This window comes from Azospirillum argentinense (assembly GCF_000632475.1).
GTDB lineage: Bacteria > Pseudomonadota > Alphaproteobacteria > Azospirillales > Azospirillaceae > Azospirillum > Azospirillum baldaniorum.
In genome coordinates, this window is record NZ_CP007794.1 from 1,232,129 (window position 1) to 1,250,312 (window position 18,184).

The following is an 18,184-nucleotide window of genomic DNA, read 5'->3' on the forward strand; positions in this document are numbered from 1 at the left end:
CAGGCATACGTTACATCGACCGGAACGACCGGAGAAGCCTGTAAATGATGCAAAATTTGTAACTTATGCAACCCAGGGCGAGCGCGGGCGCGGCGCCGTCACGGTCGATGGCGGCCTTGCGCCGGGGGCCGTTGTCCGCCCCGTCCGCGATCTGCTAAACCCGCGCAGCCCGATCGAGCGATCGGGTCGACGGCCGGGGCCAGCTCTTGAGCATGGCCCCGCACCCCGCCCGCGGTTTGGAACGGTCCCCACCATGCAACTCGATCTTCTCAAGAGACCGGACGGGCGCACCGCCATCCTGATGCCGTCCGGCTTCGTTCTCGACCTGCTGACGCCGGACGCCACAGGCATGCCGATCGAGGACATCGCCCAGTGCCTGTCGTCCCAGCCGCGTTGGGGCGGGGCGGCCCGGCCCTGGTACTCGGTCGCCGAGCATTCGGTGATGGTCTCGCGTCTGGTGCCACCGCCCCTGGCCTACTCGGCCCTGATGCACGACTGCGAGGAGTTTCTCGGCGACTGGCCGTCGCCGGTGAAGGTGATGCTGGACCGCGACTACGTCAAACAGCGGCTTCATCCGGTCAAGGACGCGCTGCGCCGCTGGTTCGGCTTCGACGACGAGGTGCCGGCCATCAAGCAGGCCGACCTCGTCTGCATGGCGACGGAACTGCGCGACCTGTTGCCGCCCGCCTGGCTGGATTGGGGGCATCTGCCGCCCGCCCACCCGGACAGGATCGTCCCGGTCGGCCCCGATCGGGCCTACGCGCTCTTTCTGAGCCGATACGAGGAGTTGAAGCACCTCGCCCAGCCGCAAACCAAATCCAAGAAGGCCAAAGTCGCGCGGAGCGGGCGCAAGCCGCAGCCCTGAACACCACGCCAAGACCGCACCGAAAGGGCGCACGTACACCCTGTACGTCCCGCAAATCCTCCCTGCCCGCCGGACTGCGGCAAGTATCATACAGTAATCTACCTGCCGTGCGTCTCCGGACGCTCCAAACTGGAGCGCGATGCAATTTCAGGGATGAGCCCATGACGGCGATCCACCAGACGGCGATCCACCACGGTCCGGGAGAGGCGTAACCATGGCCGTTCCTGCGATCCAGGCGGTGCTGGTCGGCGCCTATGTGCTGCGCCAGCGCCTCAAGGGCAACCGGCGCTTCCCGCTGGTGCTGATGATGGAGCCGCTGTTCCGCTGCAACCTCGCCTGCGCGGGTTGCGGCAAGATCGACTATCCCGACCCGATTCTGCGCCGTCGCCTGTCCGTGGAGGACGCCCTGGGCGCGGTGGACGAATGCGGCGCCCCGGTGGTCTCCATCGCCGGAGGGGAGCCGCTGCTGCACCCCGAAATCCACACCATCGCCGCCGGCATCGTGGCGCGGCGCAAGTTCGTCTATCTCTGCACCAACGCCCTGCTTATGGAAAAGCGGCTCGACCGCTTCACCCCCAGCCCCTTCTTCACCTGGTCGGTCCATCTGGACGGCGGGCGGGAGGAGCATGACAAGGCCGTCTGCCAGCCGGGCGTCTACGACCGCGCCGTCGCGGCGATCCGCGCCGCCAAGGCGCGCGGCTTTCGCGTCAACATCAATTGCACTTTGTTCGACGGGGCGGAACCGGAGAAGGTTGCCGCCTTCTTCGACGAGGCCATGGCCGCCGGCATCGACGCCGTCACCGTGTCGCCCGGCTACGCCTACGAGCGCGCGCCGGACCAGGAGCATTTCCTGAACCGCCGCAAGACCAAGGAACTGTTCCGCGAGGTCTTCGCGCGGGGGCGGGGCCGGAAGTGGCGCTTCTCGCAATCGTCCCTCTTCCTGGATTTCCTGGCCGGCAACCGCACCTACCGCTGCTCGCCCTGGGGCAACCCGACGCGCAACGTCTTCGGCTGGCAGCGCCCCTGCTACCTGCTGGGCGAGGGCTACGCCCCGACCTTCAAGGCGCTGATGGAGGAGACGGACTGGGACGCCTACGGCACCGGCAATTACGAGAAGTGCGCCGACTGCATGGTCCACAGCGGCTATGAGCCGACCGCGGTGGAGGACACGCTGCGCAATCCCCTTTCGGCGCTGGCGGTCAGCCTGCGCGGGCCGCGCACGGACGGGCCGATGGCACCGGAGATCCCGCTGGACCGCCAGCGCCCGGCGGAGGAGGTCTTTTCACGCCACGTCGCGGACACGCTGCGCCGGATCGAGGCCGAGCGGACCGCCGCCGAGTAAATCCACCGGAATGGCTCGGGCGGCCCTACGCAGCGACGCCAGGGCTTTGCCGAGGTCCCAGGCCAGCCGGCCCAGCGCGACGAGTTCGCGGGGGTCGGCGGCCAGCCGCGCCAGCACGGCGCCGGGGGCCATGCGCCCCTCCCCGTCCAGCCCAGCCAACGCCGCCGCGGGCAGCGCCCGCCACGCCGGGTCGGCAACTGCGCGCAGCACGGCGAAGGGCCGCCCCCAGGCTTGGCAGGCCCGCGCAACGGCAAGGCTTTCAAGATCGACCGCCGCGGCGCCGGTCAGAGCGCGCAGCCGGGCCTTGTCCCCGACCGTCACCGCGGGCATCCGCGCCCCCACCACCATGCCGGAATGGGCCTGCGGCAGGGCGTTGCGCAGGCGGTTCCGCCAAGATTGGCAGGTTTCATGGACGGCACCGTCCTTATCGACGACGGCGCTCGCCAGGACCAGCGAACCGGGCCGCAGGTCGGGCGCCAAGCCGCCGGCGATGCCGAAGCTGACAATCCCGCCGGCGCCCCCCTCCAGCAAGCGATGCGCTGCCGCCATGGCGGCGGCGTGCCCCGTGGCGCAGGCGACGGGCAGCCCGCCGCGCCGGGCGATCCGGGCCTCCAACGCCATGCCGGTGAGGATCGCGGCGGCCATCACTCGCCTCCCTATGGCGATAACCAGTAACGCAGCGTCAACGCCGTCTCCACGCCATCCCCCCCCACCGTCACGGCGGCGTCGCGGAAGCTCGGCGGGGCCAGGAGCACCGGGGCGTCGTTGCCGAAACCGAAGCCCTCCCGCGGCACGCCGAGGAGGTTGCGGTCCAGTTGCCCATTGCCGTTCTCGTCGTGGTAGGCGCGCAGGGCGTAGGTCCCCGGAGGCACGTCGGGCACGGTGACGCGCACCGAACCCTCGGCCGCCGGGGCGGCGACCCGGAAGGCGCAGCGCCCAGCCGGGTAGGCCGCTTCCTCGCAAACGGCGAGGACGATCAGCCCGTCGCCGTTGCGCACGCCCTGGACGGTCACGGTCAGCGCCGCGGCCAAGACCGCCGCCGCTGCCCTCACATCCGCCCCATCATGCCCGCCCCATCATGCCCTCAGGGCCCGGTAGCGGGCCAGCGCCCACAGCGGAAAGCTCGCCGCGTAGCCGTGGTACTTCAGATAGAAGACGCGCGGGAAGCCCACGGCGGTGAAGGGTTCCTCGCTCCACAGCCCTTCGGCGTCGCGGGCCGACAGCAGATACTCGACGCCGCGGTCGACCGCCGGGTGGTTGCCCTTGCCGGCGGCCATCAGCCCGAGCAGCGCCCAGGCGGTCTGCGAGGCGGTGGAGACCGGCCCCTCGCCGCGCGGGTTGCCGGCCCAATAGCTGGCGCCGTCCTCGCCCCAGCCGCCGTCCGCGCGCTGGTGCGCCAGCAGCCACTGGGCGGCGCGCTGCACGGCCACCGCGGAGTGCGGCACCCCGGCGGCGTTCAGGGCCTCCAGCGCCGACCAGGTGCCGTAGACGTAGTTGGTGCCCCAGCGCCCGAACCAGGCGCCGTCGCTCTCCTGCTCGCGCTCCAGGAAGGTCAGGCCGCGGCGGGTCGGCACGGTGTCGCGCCCCTCGCCCAGCCGGGCCAGCATCATGACGCAGCGCGCCGTCACGTCGGAGGTCGGCGGGTCGAGCAAGGCGCCGTGGTCGGCGAAGGGGATGTGGTTGAGGAAGTCGTGCTGGTTCTCGGCGTCGAAGGCGCCCCAGCCGCCGTTGCGGCTCTGCATGCCGACGATCCAGTCCCGCGCGCGGCGGATCGGCTCGCCGTAGCGGTCGGCGTCCAGCCGTTGCAAGGCCATCACCACCATGGCGGTGTCGTCGGTGTCCGGGTAATGGGCGTTGTTGTACTGGAAGGCCCAGCCGCCCGAGGCCAGCCCCGGCCGCTGCCACGCCCAATCCCCCTCGACGTCCAGGATTTGCCGGTCGATCAGCCAGTCCGCCCCGCACCGGGCCGCGGCGCGGGCCCGCGGGCTGCCGGTCTCCAGCAGGGCGTTGCAGATGATTGCGGTGTCCCAGACCGGCGACAGGCAGGGCTGGCAATAGACCCGCCCCGGCTGCCGCACCACCAGCCCGCGCAGCGCGCGGCGTGCCATCGCCGCGTCGGGATGGTCGGGCGGCATGCCCAGGCAATGGAACATCAGCACCGCGTTGACCATTGCCGGGAAGATGGCGCCCAGCCCGTCCTCGCCGTTCAGCCGCTCCGTCACGAAGCGCACGGCGCGGTCGATGGCCGTCTGGCGCCCGTTGGCCGGAAGGCGGGGCTCCACCGCGTGCAACGCCGCGTCGAGCGCGCGGAACAGCGTGGCCCAGCCGCCACGGCTGTTGTTGCTGTGCCAGTTGCGCACCCGCTCGGGCGGCTCGATGAACAACTCGGCAATGTCGATGCCGCGCGGGTTGCGGGCGCGCAGCCGGTGCGCCATGACGACCAGCAGCGGCACCACCACCGTCCGTGACCAGTAGGAGATGCGCGAAATGTGGAAGGGCGACCAGGGCGGCAGGTTCATGATTTCCACCGGCATGGCCGGCACGGCCCGCCAGGGTATCTGTCCGAACTGGGCCAGCAGGATGCGGGTGAAGACGTTGCAGCGCGCGGCCCCGCCCCGCGCCAGGATCGCCTCGCGGGCGCGGCGCATGTGCGGCGCGTCGAGGCTGTCCCCCGCGGCCTTCAGCGCGAAGTAGGCCTTCACGCTGCAGCTGATGTCCATGGCACCGCCGAAGAACAGCGGCCAGCCACCATCCTTCCCCTGCCGCCCCCGTATGAAGGCCGCCAACCCGGCCTCCAGTTCAGAGTCGATCTCGTCCAGGATGTGGTGCAGCAGCAGATACTCGGACGGAATAGCGACGTCGGCCTCCAGTTCGAACACCCAATGTCCGTCGTCCTGCTGGTGCCGGATCAGGGCGTCCGTGGCGTCCGCCACAGCATCGCCCACGGCCTTGCCCGAAGGCTCGGCTTGGCGAACCCGCAAGGTTGTGCTTGCGTTGTGGTCTTGCATCGGCGCTCCCGCTCTGCCCCCCATTTCCCCACCGCGGAGGTATCAGGGTATTGTGGTGCCGTACTTCGCCCATTGGTTGGAAGTAACATACAGTAGCGTACGTTGGGTGCCACAGGTTGTCCTGTCAGACTGCGCACGCTGCCAAAGGAGACGTACAGCGTGACGGAGAAGCAAGGGGTCCTTGACCGCATGGCGGACTTTGGCCGCGCCATGATCGGGGGTCTCGGCACCCTGTCCTGCCAGTGGCCTGGGGTGACGCTCGCCCTCGGCGTGCTGCTGTCCGTGCTGGCCGGCTGGTACTCCGCCGAAAATCTGACCATGAGCACCAGCACGGCGGACATGATCTCGTCGCAGGCGACCTACCGCCAACACACGGAGGAATACCGGCAGGCTTTTTCCTTCTCCGACGATCAGATAGTCGTGGTGGTGGACAGCCCTTCCCCCGACCAGTCGGATGCCGCCGCCGTACGTCTGGCGGAGCTTATGTCCGCCCGCACCGACGTGCTGTCGGCGGTGGAGGTACCCTCCACCGACCCGTACTTCCGCCAGTACGGCTTGCTGTTTCTCGACACGGAAAAATTGCAAGATCTGGCCACCCGGCTGGCCAACGCGCAGGCGGCGCTGGGCGCGCTGAACGCCGCCCCGAACCTCCAGGGCTTGGCCGACCTGCTGGACCTGATCCTGACCCACGTGGACGAGGGAGCGCCGGCCTCCCCCGCTGACCTGCTGAACCGGCTGGCGGTCAGCACGGCGACGGTGATCGACGGACAGCCGGCGCCGCTGTCCTGGACGGGGCTGGTGCAGGCCGCGGAGGAGGAAGACCGGGCGGCCAACCGCCGCTTCGTCCTGGCCCGGCCCGTTCTGGACAACAGCTCCTTCGGGCGGGGACGCCCCCCGGTGAACGCGACGCGCGAGGCCATCGCCGCCGTCCAGGCGGAGCCGGTCGGACAAGGGGTCGAGATGCGGGTCACCGGCACGGTCCCCCTGCGCCAAACGGAGCTGGACACGGTCGCCAACAGCGCCGGCCTCGCCACCATCCTGTCCTTCATCCTGGTGTCAGCGGTGCTGATCGCCGGAATGCGGTCGGGGCGGCTGATCGCCTGCATCATGGTGGTTCTGCTGCTGGGCCTGACGCTGAGCGCCGGGGCGGCAGCGTTGACCGTGGGGCGGCTGAACCTGATCTCCGTCACCTGCGCGGTGATGTTCTTCGGGCTTGGCGACGATTACGGCGGACATCTCGGCCTGCGCTATCAGGAGGAGTTGCGCCGTGGCCTGCCTCCGCGGGCCGCCGCCATCGAGGCGGTGCGGGCGGTCGGGCCGGCGCTGGTGCTCAGCACCCTGTGCGCCATCATCGGCTTCCTGTCCTTCGTGCCGACCGCCTATCTGGGACTGGCGGAGTTCGGCATCATCTCCGCGCTCGGCATGGCGGTGGCCCTGTTCATCAGCCTGACCCTCCTGCCCGCCCTGATCGTACTGCTGCGCCCCGGCCCCGGGGTGCCCCAGCCGGAGCGCGAGGACCGGGGGTTCGCCGGCTGGGTCACCCGCCGCCATCGCGCCATCCTGGCCCTGGCCGGTGCCAGCGCCGTCCTGTCCGTCGCGGCTCTGCCGCTGGTGCGGCTCGACGTCAACCCGCTGAACCTTCAGGACGAGCGGACAGAGGCCGTCGCCACCTACCGCGATCTGGCGGCCGTCCCGCGCACATCCCCCTATTCCGTCAATGTCCTGACCCCGAATCTCGAAGCAGCCCAGGCGCTGGCCGACCGGCTGCGCGCGCTGCCGGAATCCGGGGGTGTGCGCACCTTCGCCAGCTTCATCCCCAAGGATCAGGAGGCCAAGCTGCCCATCCTGGCGGACATGTCGCTGCTCCTCGGCCCCAGCCTGACCGCACCCGCTGCGTCGGCGGCACTGGATCAAGACGGGCTTGAGCGGGCCTTCGACATGCTGAAGACAGTGCTGGGAAGCTATCTGTCGGAAAAGCCGACTGGCCCGAACGACCTCCGCGCCGCTGTGCAGCGCTTTGCCGACGCACTGGCTCGCGTCCAACCGGCACAGCTCGCCACGCTCGACCGCGCGCTGACGGGAGGCGTTCCGCCGCTGCTCGACCGGCTGCGGGAGGGCATGGCAGTCGAACAGCCGGTCACCGCGGCCGACGTGCCGGACAGCCTGAAGGCGCGTTGGATCGCCGCTGACGGACGCGCCCGTGTCGAGGTCCTGCCCACCCATGACATTTCCGACAGCCGCGACATGGCCGAGTTCGCCGATGCGGTACTGGCCGTAGCCCCCAACGCCACGGGCGCCCCGGTGACGGTGACGGAGGGTGCGCGGGTCGTCAGTTCCGCCTTCCTGGAGGCGACGGCGCTGACGCTGGTGCTGATGGTGCTTCTGCTGGTCGCCGTGCAGCGCTCGGTGACCGGGATGGTGCTGATCCTGGCGCCGCTGGTCCTGGCCGCCCTGTGGACCATGGCGACCGCCGGGTTGCTGGACATTCCCTTCAACTTCGCCAACGTGATCGTCATCCCGCTGCTGTTCGCGCTCGGCGTGTCGAGCAGCATCCACATGGTTTCGCGCGGTCAGGATCTGGTGCGGGAAGGGGCGTCGGACAGCGCCTTCGGCATCGAGCTTCTGGTGACCAGCACGCCGCGCGCCGTCCTGGTCAGCACGCTGACCACCAGCACCGCCTTCGCGACGTTGGCGCTGTCCAACCACCGCGGGCTGTCCAGCATGGGGGTGCTGCTGGCGGTGTCGATCACCTACACGGTCATCTCGTCGCTGGTGGTTCTGCCGGCGCTGATGATCCTGTGGCACCGCTGGCGGCTTCGTCGCAGACCAGCAGCCCCGGTGCGGTCACCGACCCGATGACCAGCCGCCCGTTCCACGAGAGGGCGACCGTGGCGGCCGAAAAGCGTTGTCCATCTTCGTTCAGCAGGATCTCCACCCCGGCGGGGCCGAGCGCCGCGACGCGGGTTGGCGACGCCGCCCCGCCCGGCCAGCCGTAACGGTGCAGCGCCAATCGGACCGGCGACGGGTGCAGCGCCGCCAGCAGGCGGCCGTCCAGGGCCATCGTCAGGTTGTCCGGCCCGCCCGGCATGGCGATGCGCCGCGGCGGGGCCTGCGGGTCGGACAGGCGGTAGACGAGCAAAGCCTCCTCCCGCGTAGCGGCGACGGTCAGCCGGTCGTGGCTCGGGTCGGGGAACAGGCCGTTGGCGAAGCCGATCCCGCCGATCAGGACGCGGGCCGTTCCGTTGTCCACCACACCGACGAAGCCGTGGCGCCCGCCGAGGACGTTGTCCTGCATCACGGCGCCCCAGCCGCAGCCGCCGTGGCTGCTGGTGAAGAGAAAACGCTCACCGTCGAGGAAGGCCACGTCGTTGGCCCGGCAGAGCAAGGGGCTGACGGTGGTGCCCTGGTGGGTCAGGGTGGCGCCGTCCAGGCGGTAGCGCTCGACCGTCGCCGACCCTTCCTCCTGGCGGCTGATGGCGAGCAGGGAGAGCGCGCCGTCCGGTTCCGCGCGCAGGTCGATGCCCGCCGGGCGCAGGCCGGTGGCGAGGGGGACGGCGGCGACGGCCAGAGCGTCGAGGGATCGCAGGTTCAGCAGATAGAGCCCGCCCGTGGTTCCGGCCCGGCGGTCGTAGGCGGACAGCACCGCCTGACCGCGCGCGGCGTCGAGCGCCATGTCCTCGATGCCAATGACGGGAGTGCCGTTGGCGGTGACGGAGACCGTGCGGCAGGTAGCGTAGGCGGGGTGGGTGAGGAAAGTGAGAAGGAGAAGTGCGATTGCCCCCTCCATAACCCTCCCCCGCCTTTGGCGAGGGAGGGAACTTTGAGCGGAGCGGCGGCAGTCCCCTCTCCCGCGAAAGCGGGGGAGGGTTAGGGAGGGGGCAAAAGCCCTCACGCCACACCGGCCCCCCAGCGCGCGACGAAGGGCGCCCATTCGCGGTCCACCCGTTCGCGCCCCTCGTCGGACAGGCGGTGGCGGTTCTTCGCGTAATCGCTCACCGCCCCCAGATACGCCTCGAACTTCGGCCGCGCCACCGTGTATCCCGGCAACTCCAGCGTTTGGTACAGCCGCTCCACCTCCTCCAACGGCGCCCGCTCGAAGCGTTCGAACGGCACCTCGGCGAAGCGGTTCGCCGGCAGGTCGGCCGTGTCGTCGATCAGCGCCTGCATGATGCGCGGGTAGTGGTCCAGCACCACCCGCTCCACGTCGATGTGCCCGTGCGGCTGGAGCGCCAGCCGCGCCAGCAGCGTCCGGTAGAAGCCCACCGTGGACACGAACACCGCCCGCGGGTCGCGATGGATGTGGATGAAGCGCGCGTCGGGCCAGATCTCCCGCATCATGGCCACCCGCGCGCTGTAGACCGGGTTCTTCAGCAGGATGCAGCGCCCGCCCTGTGCGATCGACACCTTCTCCAGGAAATAGAGGAAGCGGCGCTTCCAGGCGTCCCGCTCCGCCGCCGTGCAACCATCGAAATAGAGGCCGCGGCGCAGGTTCTCGTCGAACCGTTCCGGAAAATAGAGGCCATGGTAGAAGGAGACCGGCGACATGTTCGCCAGCGCGATCTCGTCCTCTTGCGGGCTGTCGGCCTTGACCGGCACGTTGTCGATGTAGCGCCGCTCCGGCAGGGCGCGGGCCAGCAACGGCCGCAGGACCGAGCCCAGCCCCAGCATGTCCCAGGGCAGACCGACCGCGAAGGGGTCGATGATGCCGAATTGCGGGTCGCGGCTCAGCACGTTGTAGAGATGGGTGGTGCCGCTGCGCCAATGGCCCAGGATGAAGACCGGCGGCGGCAAACCGGCAGACATCCGGCGCCGCGCCGCCACCCACCCGGCCTCCGCCAGCGAGAAGGGCGCGCGCCCGACGGCCGAGCCCAGCGCCGCCAGCGCCGTCGTCCAGCCGCGCCCCTTCGGCCCGCCATTGCGCGCCAGCACGGTCAGCAGCGTGACGGCGTCGCAGCCATACAGCGGATGGTCCGGGATCGGCATCCATCCGCTTTCCCTCTTCGCCGATCCACCCATCCGGACACCTCCCTTCGACAGCGCCACGCAGGAGGATAGACCGGCCCGGACGCTGTTACATCCCATACGGACGGTTGAATCCATCTGCCCCGAACGGGCAGATTCCCATCGACTCTTGCCGGAACAGGACGGGGCGCACCGCGATGACTGGGTCTTTCTCACGCCGAACATGGATGCGCGCCGCGCTCGCGCTGGCCGTCCTGGCGGCTGGCCTGCTGCCGGTCCCCGCTGTGGCCCAGCAAGCCGGCACCACGCCGGGCGCCCGCGCCACGGTGGCGCGGCTGAACGAAGCCATCCTGTCCCTGATGCGGGAGGCCGCGGGACGGGAGCCGGCGCGGGCGCGGCTTCAGCGCTTCCTGCCGGTGATGCTCGACACCTTCGACCTGGAAGCGGCGCTCCGCGTCGCCGCCGCTCCCTATTTCGACCAGTCGGCGGAGCCGGAGAAGCGGCAGGCGCTCGACGCCTTCGCCCGGCGCAGCGCCGCGCAGTACGTCGACCGGTTCGACAGCTACGACGGCCAGCGGCTCGAGATCGTCGGCGAGCGGCCGGCTCCGCGCGGGATGCTGCTGGTCGACACCGATCTGGTGCGCGCGGGCAAGACGCCGGTGCGCTTGAGCTATCTGCTGCGTCCCGAGGGCGACCGCTGGCGCATCCTCGACGTGCTGGCGAAGGGCACGGTCAGCCAGCTCGCCACCCAGCGCTCGGAATTTCAGAACACGCTGCGCGGCGGCGGGCTGGCCGCCCTGACCCGCGATCTGAACAGCAACGCCGACCGCATCCTCGGCGGGGCCTAGAGGCGGAGGCGGAGGCGCATGGGCATCACCCTCGTCACCGGGGGCTGCGGCTTCATCGGCGGGCATCTGGTGGCGGCGCTGGCGGCGCGGGGCGAGCGGGTGCGCATCCTCGACCTCCAGGATCCGCCGGACGGCCTGCCGCCGGACGTGGAGGTCCAGCGCGGCTCCATCCTCGACGCGGCGGCGGTGGGCGGTGCGCTGGAGGGGGTGGAGCGGGTCCATCACCTCGCCGCCGTCGCCACGCTGTGGGACCCCGACCCGACCGTCTTCGACCGAGTGAACCGGCAAGGCACGCGGGTGGTTCTGGACGCGGCCGCGCGGACGCCGGGGTTGCAGCGCTTCATCCATTGCTCGACGGAGGCCGTGATGATCGGCCACCCGCCGCCCCGCCGGCTGGACGAGCGCGCCGATCCGGGACTGGAGGCGCTGGCCGGTCCCTACTGCCGGTCCAAGTATCTCGCGGAGAAGGACGCGCTGGCCGCCGCGGCGCAGGGGCTGCCGGTGGTGGTGGTCAACCCCACGGCGCCCATCGGCCCCGGCGACCGGCTGCCCACCCCGCCGAACGCCATGCTGCGCCTGTTCCGGCGCGGCGGGCCGCGGCTGATCCTCGATTGCGTGCTGAACCTCGTGGACGTGCGCGATGTCGCGCAGGGGATGATCCTGGCGGCGGAACGCGGGCGGGTCGGCGAGCGCTACATCCTGGGGGGAATGGATATCGGGTTGGGCGATCTGGCGGAGCGGATCGACCGGCTGTGCGGCAGGGTGCCGCTCCGCCGCCATTCCGTGCCGCCCGCCCTGGTGCTGGCGGCCGCGCGGGTGGAGGAATGGCTGTCCGACCATGTGACCCGCCGTCCGCCCACGGCGTCGGTGACAGGCGTCCGGCTGGCGCTGGGCGGCGGCGGCTTCGACAGCGGCAAGGCGGTGCGGGAGTTGGGCTACACGGTCAGGCCGCTGGAGGCGAGTTTGCGGGCGGCGCTGGGGTAGGTGTTTGCCCCCACCTTCCCACGGCTTCGCCGCGGGCCCCTTCCCTCCCCCGCGATCGCAGGAGAGGGAGTTCATCCCCTCCCCTGCGTCAGCGGGGGAGGGTCAGGGTGGGGGCTCGTGGCAACAACTCACCCCACCCTCCTCCAGATCCCGCAGGATCGGGCAATCCGGCCGCTCGTCACCGTGGCAGGCGTGAGCCAGATGCGTCAGCGTGTCGCTCATCGCGCGCAGCTCGGCGATCTTGGCCTCCAGCTCCGCCACATGGTCGAGCGCCACGCGCTTCACCTCGGCGCTGGAGCGGCTGCGGTCCTGCCACAGCCCGACCAGGATCTGGATGCGCTCGATGCTGAAGCCCAGCGTCCGCGCCCGCTTGACGAAGCGCAGGACATTCACGTCGCTGGACGAATAGACGCGGTAGCCTGCCGCCGTCCGCCCGGCCGCCGGAATCAGGCCGATGGACTCGTAGTAGCGGATCAGCTTGGCGTTGACGCCGGACGCCTTCGCCGCGTCGCCGATGGTCATGCCGCCCATGCTCATGGCTTCCACCCCCGCAGCGACAGGGCGTTCAGGACGACGCTGACCGAACTCAGCGCCATCGCCGCCCCGGCCAGCACCGGGCTGAGCAGGCCCGAGGCCGCCAGCGGGATGCCCACCAGATTGTAGATGAAGGCCCAGAACAGCCCCTGGCGGATCTTGGAGTAGGTGCGGCGCGACACGTCGATGGCGCCGGCGACCAACGCCGGGTCGCCGCGCATCAGCGTGACCCCGGCGGTGTGCATCGCCACGTCGGTGCCGGTCGCCATGGCGATGCCGACATCGGCGGCGGCCAGCGCCGGGGCGTCGTTGATGCCGTCGCCAACCATGCCGACGACCTTGCCCTCCGCCTTCAGCGTCGCCACCACCTCGGCCTTGCCGTCCGGCAGCACCTCCGCGAAGACACGGTCGATGCCCAGGTCGGCGGCCACCGCGCGGGCGGCCCCGGCGCCATCGCCGGTGACCATCACCGTCTCCACCCCCTGCGCCTTCAGGGAGCGGACGGCGGCGCGGGCGCTCTCCTTCACCGTGTCGCCGAAGGCGACGAGGCCCAGAACGCGCCGCTCCGGCGCCGTTTCGGCGAGCCAGGACAGGGTGCGCCCGGCGGACTCCAGCGCCGCCGCCCGCGCCTCCAGCGCCGCATCGGACAAGCCGTTCTCCGCGATCAGCCGCTTGCTGCCCAGCAGCAGCGCACGGCCCTCCACGCTGGCCGACACGCCGCGCCCGGCCAGAGCCTTGAAGCCCTCCGGTGTGACGGCAGCCACGCCGCGCTCCGCCGCACGGTCGCGGACGGCGCGGGCGAGCGGGTGTTCGCTGCCGGTCTGGAGCGCCGCGGCCAGCCGCAGCAGCTCCGCGTCGTCGGCGCCGTCCGCCGGCACCAGATCGGTGACGCGGGGCTTGCCCTCGGTCAGCGTGCCGGTCTTGTCGAAGGCGACGGCGGTGATGGCGTGGGCGCGCTCCAGCGCCTCCGCGTCCTTGATGAGGATGCCGTGACGCGCCGCCGCGCCGGTGCCGACCATGATGGCGGTCGGCGTGGCGAGGCCCAGCGCGCAGGGGCAGGCGATGACCAGGACCGACACCGCCGTGATGATCGCCGTCTCCGCGTTCCCCGTGCCGATCCACCAGCCGGCGAGCGTCACCGCAGCGATGCCCAGCACCACCGGCACGAAGACCGCCGCCACCTTGTCGACCAGCCGCTGGATCGGCGCCTTGGACGCCTGCGCGCCCTCGACCATACGGACGATCTTGGCGAGCATCGTCTCGGCGCCCACCGCCACCGTCTCGACCAGCAGCAGCCCATCCACGTTGATCGATCCGCCGGTGACACGGGAGCCCGGCGCCTTCTCCACCGGCAGACTTTCGCCGGTCAGCATGGATTCGTCGACACTGCCCGCCCCCTCCGCCACGCGCCCGTCCACGGGGATGCGCTCGCCGGGGCGGACCGCCACATGGTCGCCCACGCGCACCTGGGCGATGGGCAGGTCCACCTCCACACCGTCGCGGCGGACGCGGGCGGTGTCGGGGCGAAGCTGCATCAGCGCGCGGATCGCCGCCGCCGTCCGGCCCTTGGCGCGGGCCTCCAGCCACTTGCCGAGCAGCACGAAGGTGATGAGCACCGCCGACGCCTCGAAATAGAGGTGTGGCGTGTGGCCCGGATGCGCCGTCAGCATCATGTAGACGCTGAGCCCCCAGGCCGCGGAGGTGCCGAGCGCCACCAGCAGATCCATGTTGCCGGACCCGGCGCGCGCCGCCATGAAACCGGCCCGGTAGAAGCGCCAGCCCAGCCAGAACTGCACCGGCGTCGCCAGTAGGAACTGCGCCCAGGGCGGCAGCATCAGGTTCAGCCCCAGCAGGTCCCCGGCCATGCCGACAACCAGCGGCGCCGACAGCGCGGCGGCGATCAGCACATGATGAAGGTCCCGCCGGTTGCGGTTCTGCGCCGGGTCCTCCGCCGTCATCGCGGATTCGGTGTCGGCGACGGGGGCGGCGGTGAAGCCGGTCATCTCCACCGCTTCGGCCAGCCGGGCGGCGTCCACCGTCCCGGCATAGGCGGTGACGTGCGCCCGCTCCGTCGCGAGGTTCACGGCGGCGGACTCCACCCCCGGAACGCGCAGCAGCGCCTTTTCGACCCGCGCGACGCAGGAGGCGCAGGTCATGCCGCCGACCGTCAGGTCGAAGTCCTGCCTCTGCGGTTCGAAGCCGACGTTTTCGATGGCCTCCGCCACCGCCCGCGGATCGGGATCGCCCGCGAAGGCGACCCGCGCCCGCTCGGTGGCGAGGTTGACCGACACGCCGGTGACGCCCGGCAGGCGCGACAGCGCCTTTTCCACCCGCCCCACGCAGGAGGCGCAGGTCATGCCGGAAATGCCGATGTCGAGGTCGGTGGTGGCGGACATGATCGTCCTTTCTTCGTCGTCAACCGGCTTCCCCAGACAAGGCTTCCAATGATTGGAAGGTCAAGGGCGCCGAAAACCTTTACGCGACCGGCAGCCCTTCGGCCTCGAAGCCGGCCTTGTCGAGAGCCGTCCGCAAGGCGTCGGCGCTGGGCGCCCCGCTGACGCGGACGTCCTTCGACTCCAGGTCGATCTGCACATCCTTGACCCCGGCGACGGCGCCGAGCGCACGGCGAACGGAGGCGGCGCAGCCGCCGCAGGTCATACCGGGAACCTTGAACGCAATCATGACGAACTCCTTCCCACAAGGTGGTGTTGCCGTCAGCTTCCGCCTTCCAACGATTGGAAGGTCAAGAGGAAATTCACCGTCCCGATCATGGACCCGATCACTGCCGTGGTACCGCCGGAACCAACCGCTCCGCTCGCGCATTCATGGGCCATGGACATCACCCGCCAGCGCAGCTTTCTCCATGACGAAGCTCAATTCGCCCGCGCTTTGGCCCGCGCATCGGCGGGGGCGATCATTTTCGCCCTGCCGCTGCTGATGACCATGGAGATGTGGGAGCTGGGCTTCTACATGGACCGCTTCCGGCTGGCCCTGTTCATCCTGGTGACCCTGCCGGTGCTGTTCGGCCTGTCCTACTTCGCCGGCTTCGAAGAGACCTTCTGCTGGCAGGACGACCTGATCGACGCGCTGTCGGCCTTCGCCGTCGGCTTCCTGATGTCGGCGGTGCTGCTGACCGTCTTCGCCATCGTGCGTCTGGACCAGCCGTTGCCGGAGATCATCGGCAAGATTGCCCTCCAATCCGTGCCGGCCAGCATCGGTGCCATGCTGGCGCGCAAGCAGCTCGGCCAGCAGGACGACGCCGACAGGGAGCGGCGCATCCGCTCCAGCTATCCGGGGGAACTGTTCCTGATGGGGGCGGGGGCGCTGTTCGTCGGCTTCAACGTCGCCCCGACCGAGGAGATGATCCTGATCTCCTACAAGATGTCGCCCTGGCATGCGGCGGCGCTGGCGGTGCTGTCGCTGGGGCTGCTGCACATCTTCGTCTACACGGTCGGCTTCGCCGGTCAGGAGAGCGCCGAGGACGACGGGTTCCTGTCCGTCTTCCTGCGCTTCTCGGTCGCCGGCTACGGCATCGCCCTGCTCATCAGCCTCTATCTTCTGTGGACCTTCGAGCGGATCGCCGGCCTGTCGATGATGGAGCTGGTGACCGCCACGGTGGTGCTGGGCTTCCCCAGCGCGCTGGGTGCCGCCACCGCCCGCCTGATCGTGTGACGGGAGGGACGCCGATGGCCGACATCCGGGAAAACGACATCACGTCGAGGGACGAGGACGGCAGCGCGTCGGTGTCGCGGTTGGCCTGGATCTCGTCGGGGCTGGGGCTCTTGCTATTCCTGGGCTCGGTGGGGGTGCTGGGTTACGAGGGCATCACCCGCGGCAGCGGCCCACCGGCGATCACCGCCGTTATCGAGGAGGTGGTTCCCGCCGGGCCACGCTGGCTCGCCCACATCCGGCTCACCAACGACGGTGGCAAGACCGGCGCGAAGGTCCAGGTGGAGGGACAGCTCATGGCGGGCGACGAGGCTTTGGAAAGCTCCGTAGTCGAGTTCGACTATGTGCCCGCCGGCTCCGAACAGAAGGGCGGCCTGTTCTTCGACCGCGACCCGCGGGCGCACGCGCTGCGCCTGCGCGTGCTGGGCTACGTGGAGCCCTGAACCAAGCGGCCCCCGGCCTGTTGTCGTGGTACCGGCAACAGAGGACACCGACCCCGCGATGACCCGCCTGACCATCGACGAGGCGCAGCAGCGCATCCGCCTTTTTCTGACCGGCGACATGGTGGAGGCGCTGCGCGCCGTGGATTACGAATCCCCGCCGCTGGCCGACCAGCCGTCCGGCCTGACGCTGGAGGCGGCACGGCGGGCCGCGGTGCGCTTCAGCCACGTCGAAGGGGCGTCCGACTGCCTGTACCGCGTCGACGCCTTCGATGAATCGCTGGTGATGCGGCTGCAACTGAACGTCCGCCGCTTCGTGGCGATCTATCAGGTGCCGGTCGCCGATCCGGTGGCCAGCGCCACCATCTCCCCGCATTTCGAGCGCTGGGCCATCGGCGCCGGCCACGCCGGCTGGACCATCGGCTGGCGCGACGGCGCCGATCCCTGGCAGCCCGACCGGCGCGTGGTGGAAACCTACTGCTACGCCATGCTGCCGGAGGACTTCCTCGACAACCCGCTGGAGCAGCTCTACTGGCGGACGGACCTCGTGCAGATGACCCGCGCCTTCATGCTGGAGGCCCGCCGCATGGGCATCCGTCTGGCCGTCCCGGAAGGGATGTGAAGATTCCCGAGATACCCTCTCCCGCCCCGGGAGAGGGAGGGACCCGCCGCGCGAGCGGCGGGAGGGTGAGGGTACCGCCGAGAATTCGCGCATCAATCCTCGCACGACCCTCACCCGGCCCTCCGGGCCACCCTCTCCCGGGACGGGAGAGGGGTTCATGCCTCACGCCAGATCGAACAGCAGCACCTCGGCGCTGACCACGCCGTCCAGCGTCAGGGATTCCTCCTTGCTGATCGCGGCGCCGTCGCCTTCCTTCAGGATCTCGCCGTTCAGCCGGACCTGACCGCGGGCGACCTGCACCCAGGCGTGGCGGCCCGGACGCAGCTCGTGGGTCACGCTGTCGCCCTCGTCCAGAAGCGTGGCGTAGAGGTCCACGTCCTGGTGGATGACCACGCTGCCGTCGCGCCCGTCCTGGGAGCCGACGAGGCGTAGGCGGCCCTGCTTCTCCTCCCGCTCGAAGGCCTTCTGCTCATAGCCGGGGACCATCCCCTCCTCGTTGGGCAGGATCCAGATCTGCAGGAAGTGCACCGGGTCCTTCTTGGACGCGTTGTACTCGCTGTGCCGGATGCCCGACCCGGCGCTCATCCGCTGCACGTCGCCGGGGCGGATGACCGAGCTGGTGCCCAGCGTGTCCTTGTGCTCCAGCGCGCCGTCCAGCACATAGGACACGATCTCCATGTCGGCGTGCCCATGGGTGGGGAAGCCGGCGCCGGGGATCACGCGGTCGTCGTTGATGACGCGCAGCGCGCGGAAGCCCATATGGGCCGGGTCGTAATAGTGGCCGAACGAGAAGCTGTGCTTGCTGTTCAGCCAGCCCATGTTGACGGCGCCCCGTTCGTCGCGGTTGCGGATCGTGATCATCTCTGCTCCTCCTCGTCCTGTGCGAGGCCCTGTGGCCCCTCGTCTGGAG

17 protein-coding genes are annotated in these 18,184 nt (G+C 70.3%); 8 read left to right on the forward strand and 9 right to left on the reverse strand.

Going from position 1 to position 18,184, the window contains the following annotated elements:
• Window positions 1–253: 253 nt before the first annotated feature.
• Together ABAZ39_RS19750 and hpnH are read left to right on the forward strand one after the other, a co-directional pair.
• Window positions 254–865 (forward strand): hydrolase, encoded by a 612-nt coding sequence (locus tag ABAZ39_RS19750; RefSeq protein WP_040134486.1) that lies wholly within the window; start codon window positions 254–256, stop codon window positions 863–865.
• A 214-nt stretch (window positions 866–1,079) separates the two neighbouring features.
• Entirely contained in the window at window positions 1,080–2,207 is a 1,128-nt protein-coding gene (gene hpnH / locus ABAZ39_RS19755) for an adenosyl-hopene transferase HpnH (protein ID WP_040134487.1), read from the forward strand.
• On the opposite strand, the gene ABAZ39_RS19760 is transcribed toward hpnH, so the two are convergent.
• The 3 genes from ABAZ39_RS19760 to shc are packed head-to-tail and all read right to left on the reverse strand — an operon-like array spanning window position 2,148 to window position 5,215.
• The gene (locus ABAZ39_RS19760) at window positions 2,148–2,852 is read right to left on the reverse strand and encodes a phosphorylase family protein (RefSeq protein ID WP_051658280.1); all 705 of its coding nucleotides are present in this window, start codon (window positions 2,850–2,852) and stop codon (window positions 2,148–2,150) included. The two genes, hpnH and ABAZ39_RS19760, sit on opposite strands and share 60 nt — an antisense overlap.
• A gap of 11 nt (window positions 2,853–2,863) precedes the next feature.
• The gene (locus ABAZ39_RS19765; protein WP_063922681.1) at window positions 2,864–3,259 is read right to left on the reverse strand and encodes a DUF2141 domain-containing protein; all 396 of its coding nucleotides are present in this window, start codon (window positions 3,257–3,259) and stop codon (window positions 2,864–2,866) included.
• A gap of 24 nt (window positions 3,260–3,283) precedes the next feature.
• Window positions 3,284–5,215 carry a squalene--hopene cyclase gene (shc, locus tag ABAZ39_RS19770; RefSeq protein WP_040134488.1) on the reverse strand — a complete coding sequence of 644 codons (1,932 nt, stop codon included), beginning with the start codon at window positions 5,213–5,215 and terminating at the stop codon, window positions 3,284–3,286.
• Window positions 5,216–5,374: 159 nt separating this feature from the next.
• On the opposite strand from shc, the gene ABAZ39_RS19775 reads away from it, so the two are divergent.
• Complete coding sequence (locus tag ABAZ39_RS19775) at window positions 5,375–8,074, forward strand: MMPL family transporter (protein ID WP_081863172.1); 2,700 nt, start codon at window positions 5,375–5,377, stop codon at window positions 8,072–8,074.
• Here the strand turns inward: ABAZ39_RS19775 and ABAZ39_RS34490 are convergent.
• Window positions 7,974–9,002 carry an SMP-30/gluconolactonase/LRE family protein gene (locus ABAZ39_RS34490; protein ID WP_247881661.1) on the reverse strand — a complete coding sequence of 343 codons (1,029 nt, stop codon included), beginning with the start codon at window positions 9,000–9,002 and terminating at the stop codon, window positions 7,974–7,976. The two genes, ABAZ39_RS19775 and ABAZ39_RS34490, sit on opposite strands and share 101 nt — an antisense overlap.
• A gap of 101 nt (window positions 9,003–9,103) precedes the next feature.
• On the reverse strand, window positions 9,104–10,198 hold the full coding sequence (locus tag ABAZ39_RS19785) for a sulfotransferase family protein (protein ID WP_040134491.1): 1,095 nt from the start codon (window positions 10,196–10,198) through the stop codon (window positions 9,104–9,106).
• Window positions 10,199–10,404: 206 nt separating this feature from the next.
• On the opposite strand from ABAZ39_RS19785, the gene ABAZ39_RS19790 reads away from it, so the two are divergent.
• Complete coding sequence (locus tag ABAZ39_RS19790) at window positions 10,405–11,025, forward strand: ABC transporter substrate-binding protein (RefSeq protein WP_040134492.1); 621 nt, start codon at window positions 10,405–10,407, stop codon at window positions 11,023–11,025.
• Window positions 11,026–11,043: 18 nt separating this feature from the next.
• Window positions 11,044–12,009, forward strand: coding sequence for an NAD-dependent epimerase/dehydratase family protein (locus ABAZ39_RS19795; RefSeq protein ID WP_051658282.1), 966 nt, complete (start codon window positions 11,044–11,046; stop codon window positions 12,007–12,009).
• 102 nt (window positions 12,010–12,111) lie between these two features.
• On the opposite strand, the gene cueR is transcribed toward ABAZ39_RS19795, so the two are convergent.
• The 3 genes from cueR to ABAZ39_RS19810 all read right to left on the reverse strand — a co-directional run bounded on the left by cueR (window position 12,112) and on the right by ABAZ39_RS19810 (window position 15,225).
• Window positions 12,112–12,531, reverse strand: coding sequence for a Cu(I)-responsive transcriptional regulator (gene cueR, locus ABAZ39_RS19800; RefSeq protein ID WP_040135650.1), 420 nt, complete (start codon window positions 12,529–12,531; stop codon window positions 12,112–12,114).
• Window positions 12,532–12,542: 11 nt separating this feature from the next.
• A complete protein-coding gene (locus ABAZ39_RS19805; RefSeq protein WP_040134493.1) occupies window positions 12,543–14,939 on the reverse strand; it encodes a heavy metal translocating P-type ATPase in 2,397 nt (798 codons plus the stop codon).
• A gap of 79 nt (window positions 14,940–15,018) precedes the next feature.
• A complete protein-coding gene (locus tag ABAZ39_RS19810) occupies window positions 15,019–15,225 on the reverse strand; it encodes a heavy-metal-associated domain-containing protein (RefSeq protein WP_040134494.1) in 207 nt (68 codons plus the stop codon).
• A gap of 150 nt (window positions 15,226–15,375) precedes the next feature.
• On the opposite strand from ABAZ39_RS19810, the gene ABAZ39_RS19815 reads away from it, so the two are divergent.
• Genes ABAZ39_RS19815 through ABAZ39_RS19825 form a run of 3 tightly spaced genes read left to right on the forward strand, consistent with a single transcriptional unit; the run spans window position 15,376 to window position 17,274 of the window.
• Entirely contained in the window at window positions 15,376–16,215 is an 840-nt protein-coding gene (locus ABAZ39_RS19815; protein ID WP_040134495.1) for a TIGR02587 family membrane protein, read from the forward strand.
• A gap of 14 nt (window positions 16,216–16,229) precedes the next feature.
• Window positions 16,230–16,655, forward strand: a complete 426-nt coding sequence (locus ABAZ39_RS33210; protein ID WP_051658283.1) for a hypothetical protein — start codon at window positions 16,230–16,232, stop codon at window positions 16,653–16,655.
• A gap of 58 nt (window positions 16,656–16,713) precedes the next feature.
• Complete coding sequence (locus tag ABAZ39_RS19825; RefSeq protein WP_040134496.1) at window positions 16,714–17,274, forward strand: hypothetical protein; 561 nt, start codon at window positions 16,714–16,716, stop codon at window positions 17,272–17,274.
• Between the two features lie 162 nt (window positions 17,275–17,436).
• Here ABAZ39_RS19825 and ABAZ39_RS19830 read toward each other — a convergent pair whose 3' ends face one another.
• Window positions 17,437–18,135 carry a pirin family protein gene (locus ABAZ39_RS19830; RefSeq protein ID WP_040134497.1) on the reverse strand — a complete coding sequence of 233 codons (699 nt, stop codon included), beginning with the start codon at window positions 18,133–18,135 and terminating at the stop codon, window positions 17,437–17,439.
• Window positions 18,136–18,184 lie beyond the last annotated feature (49 nt).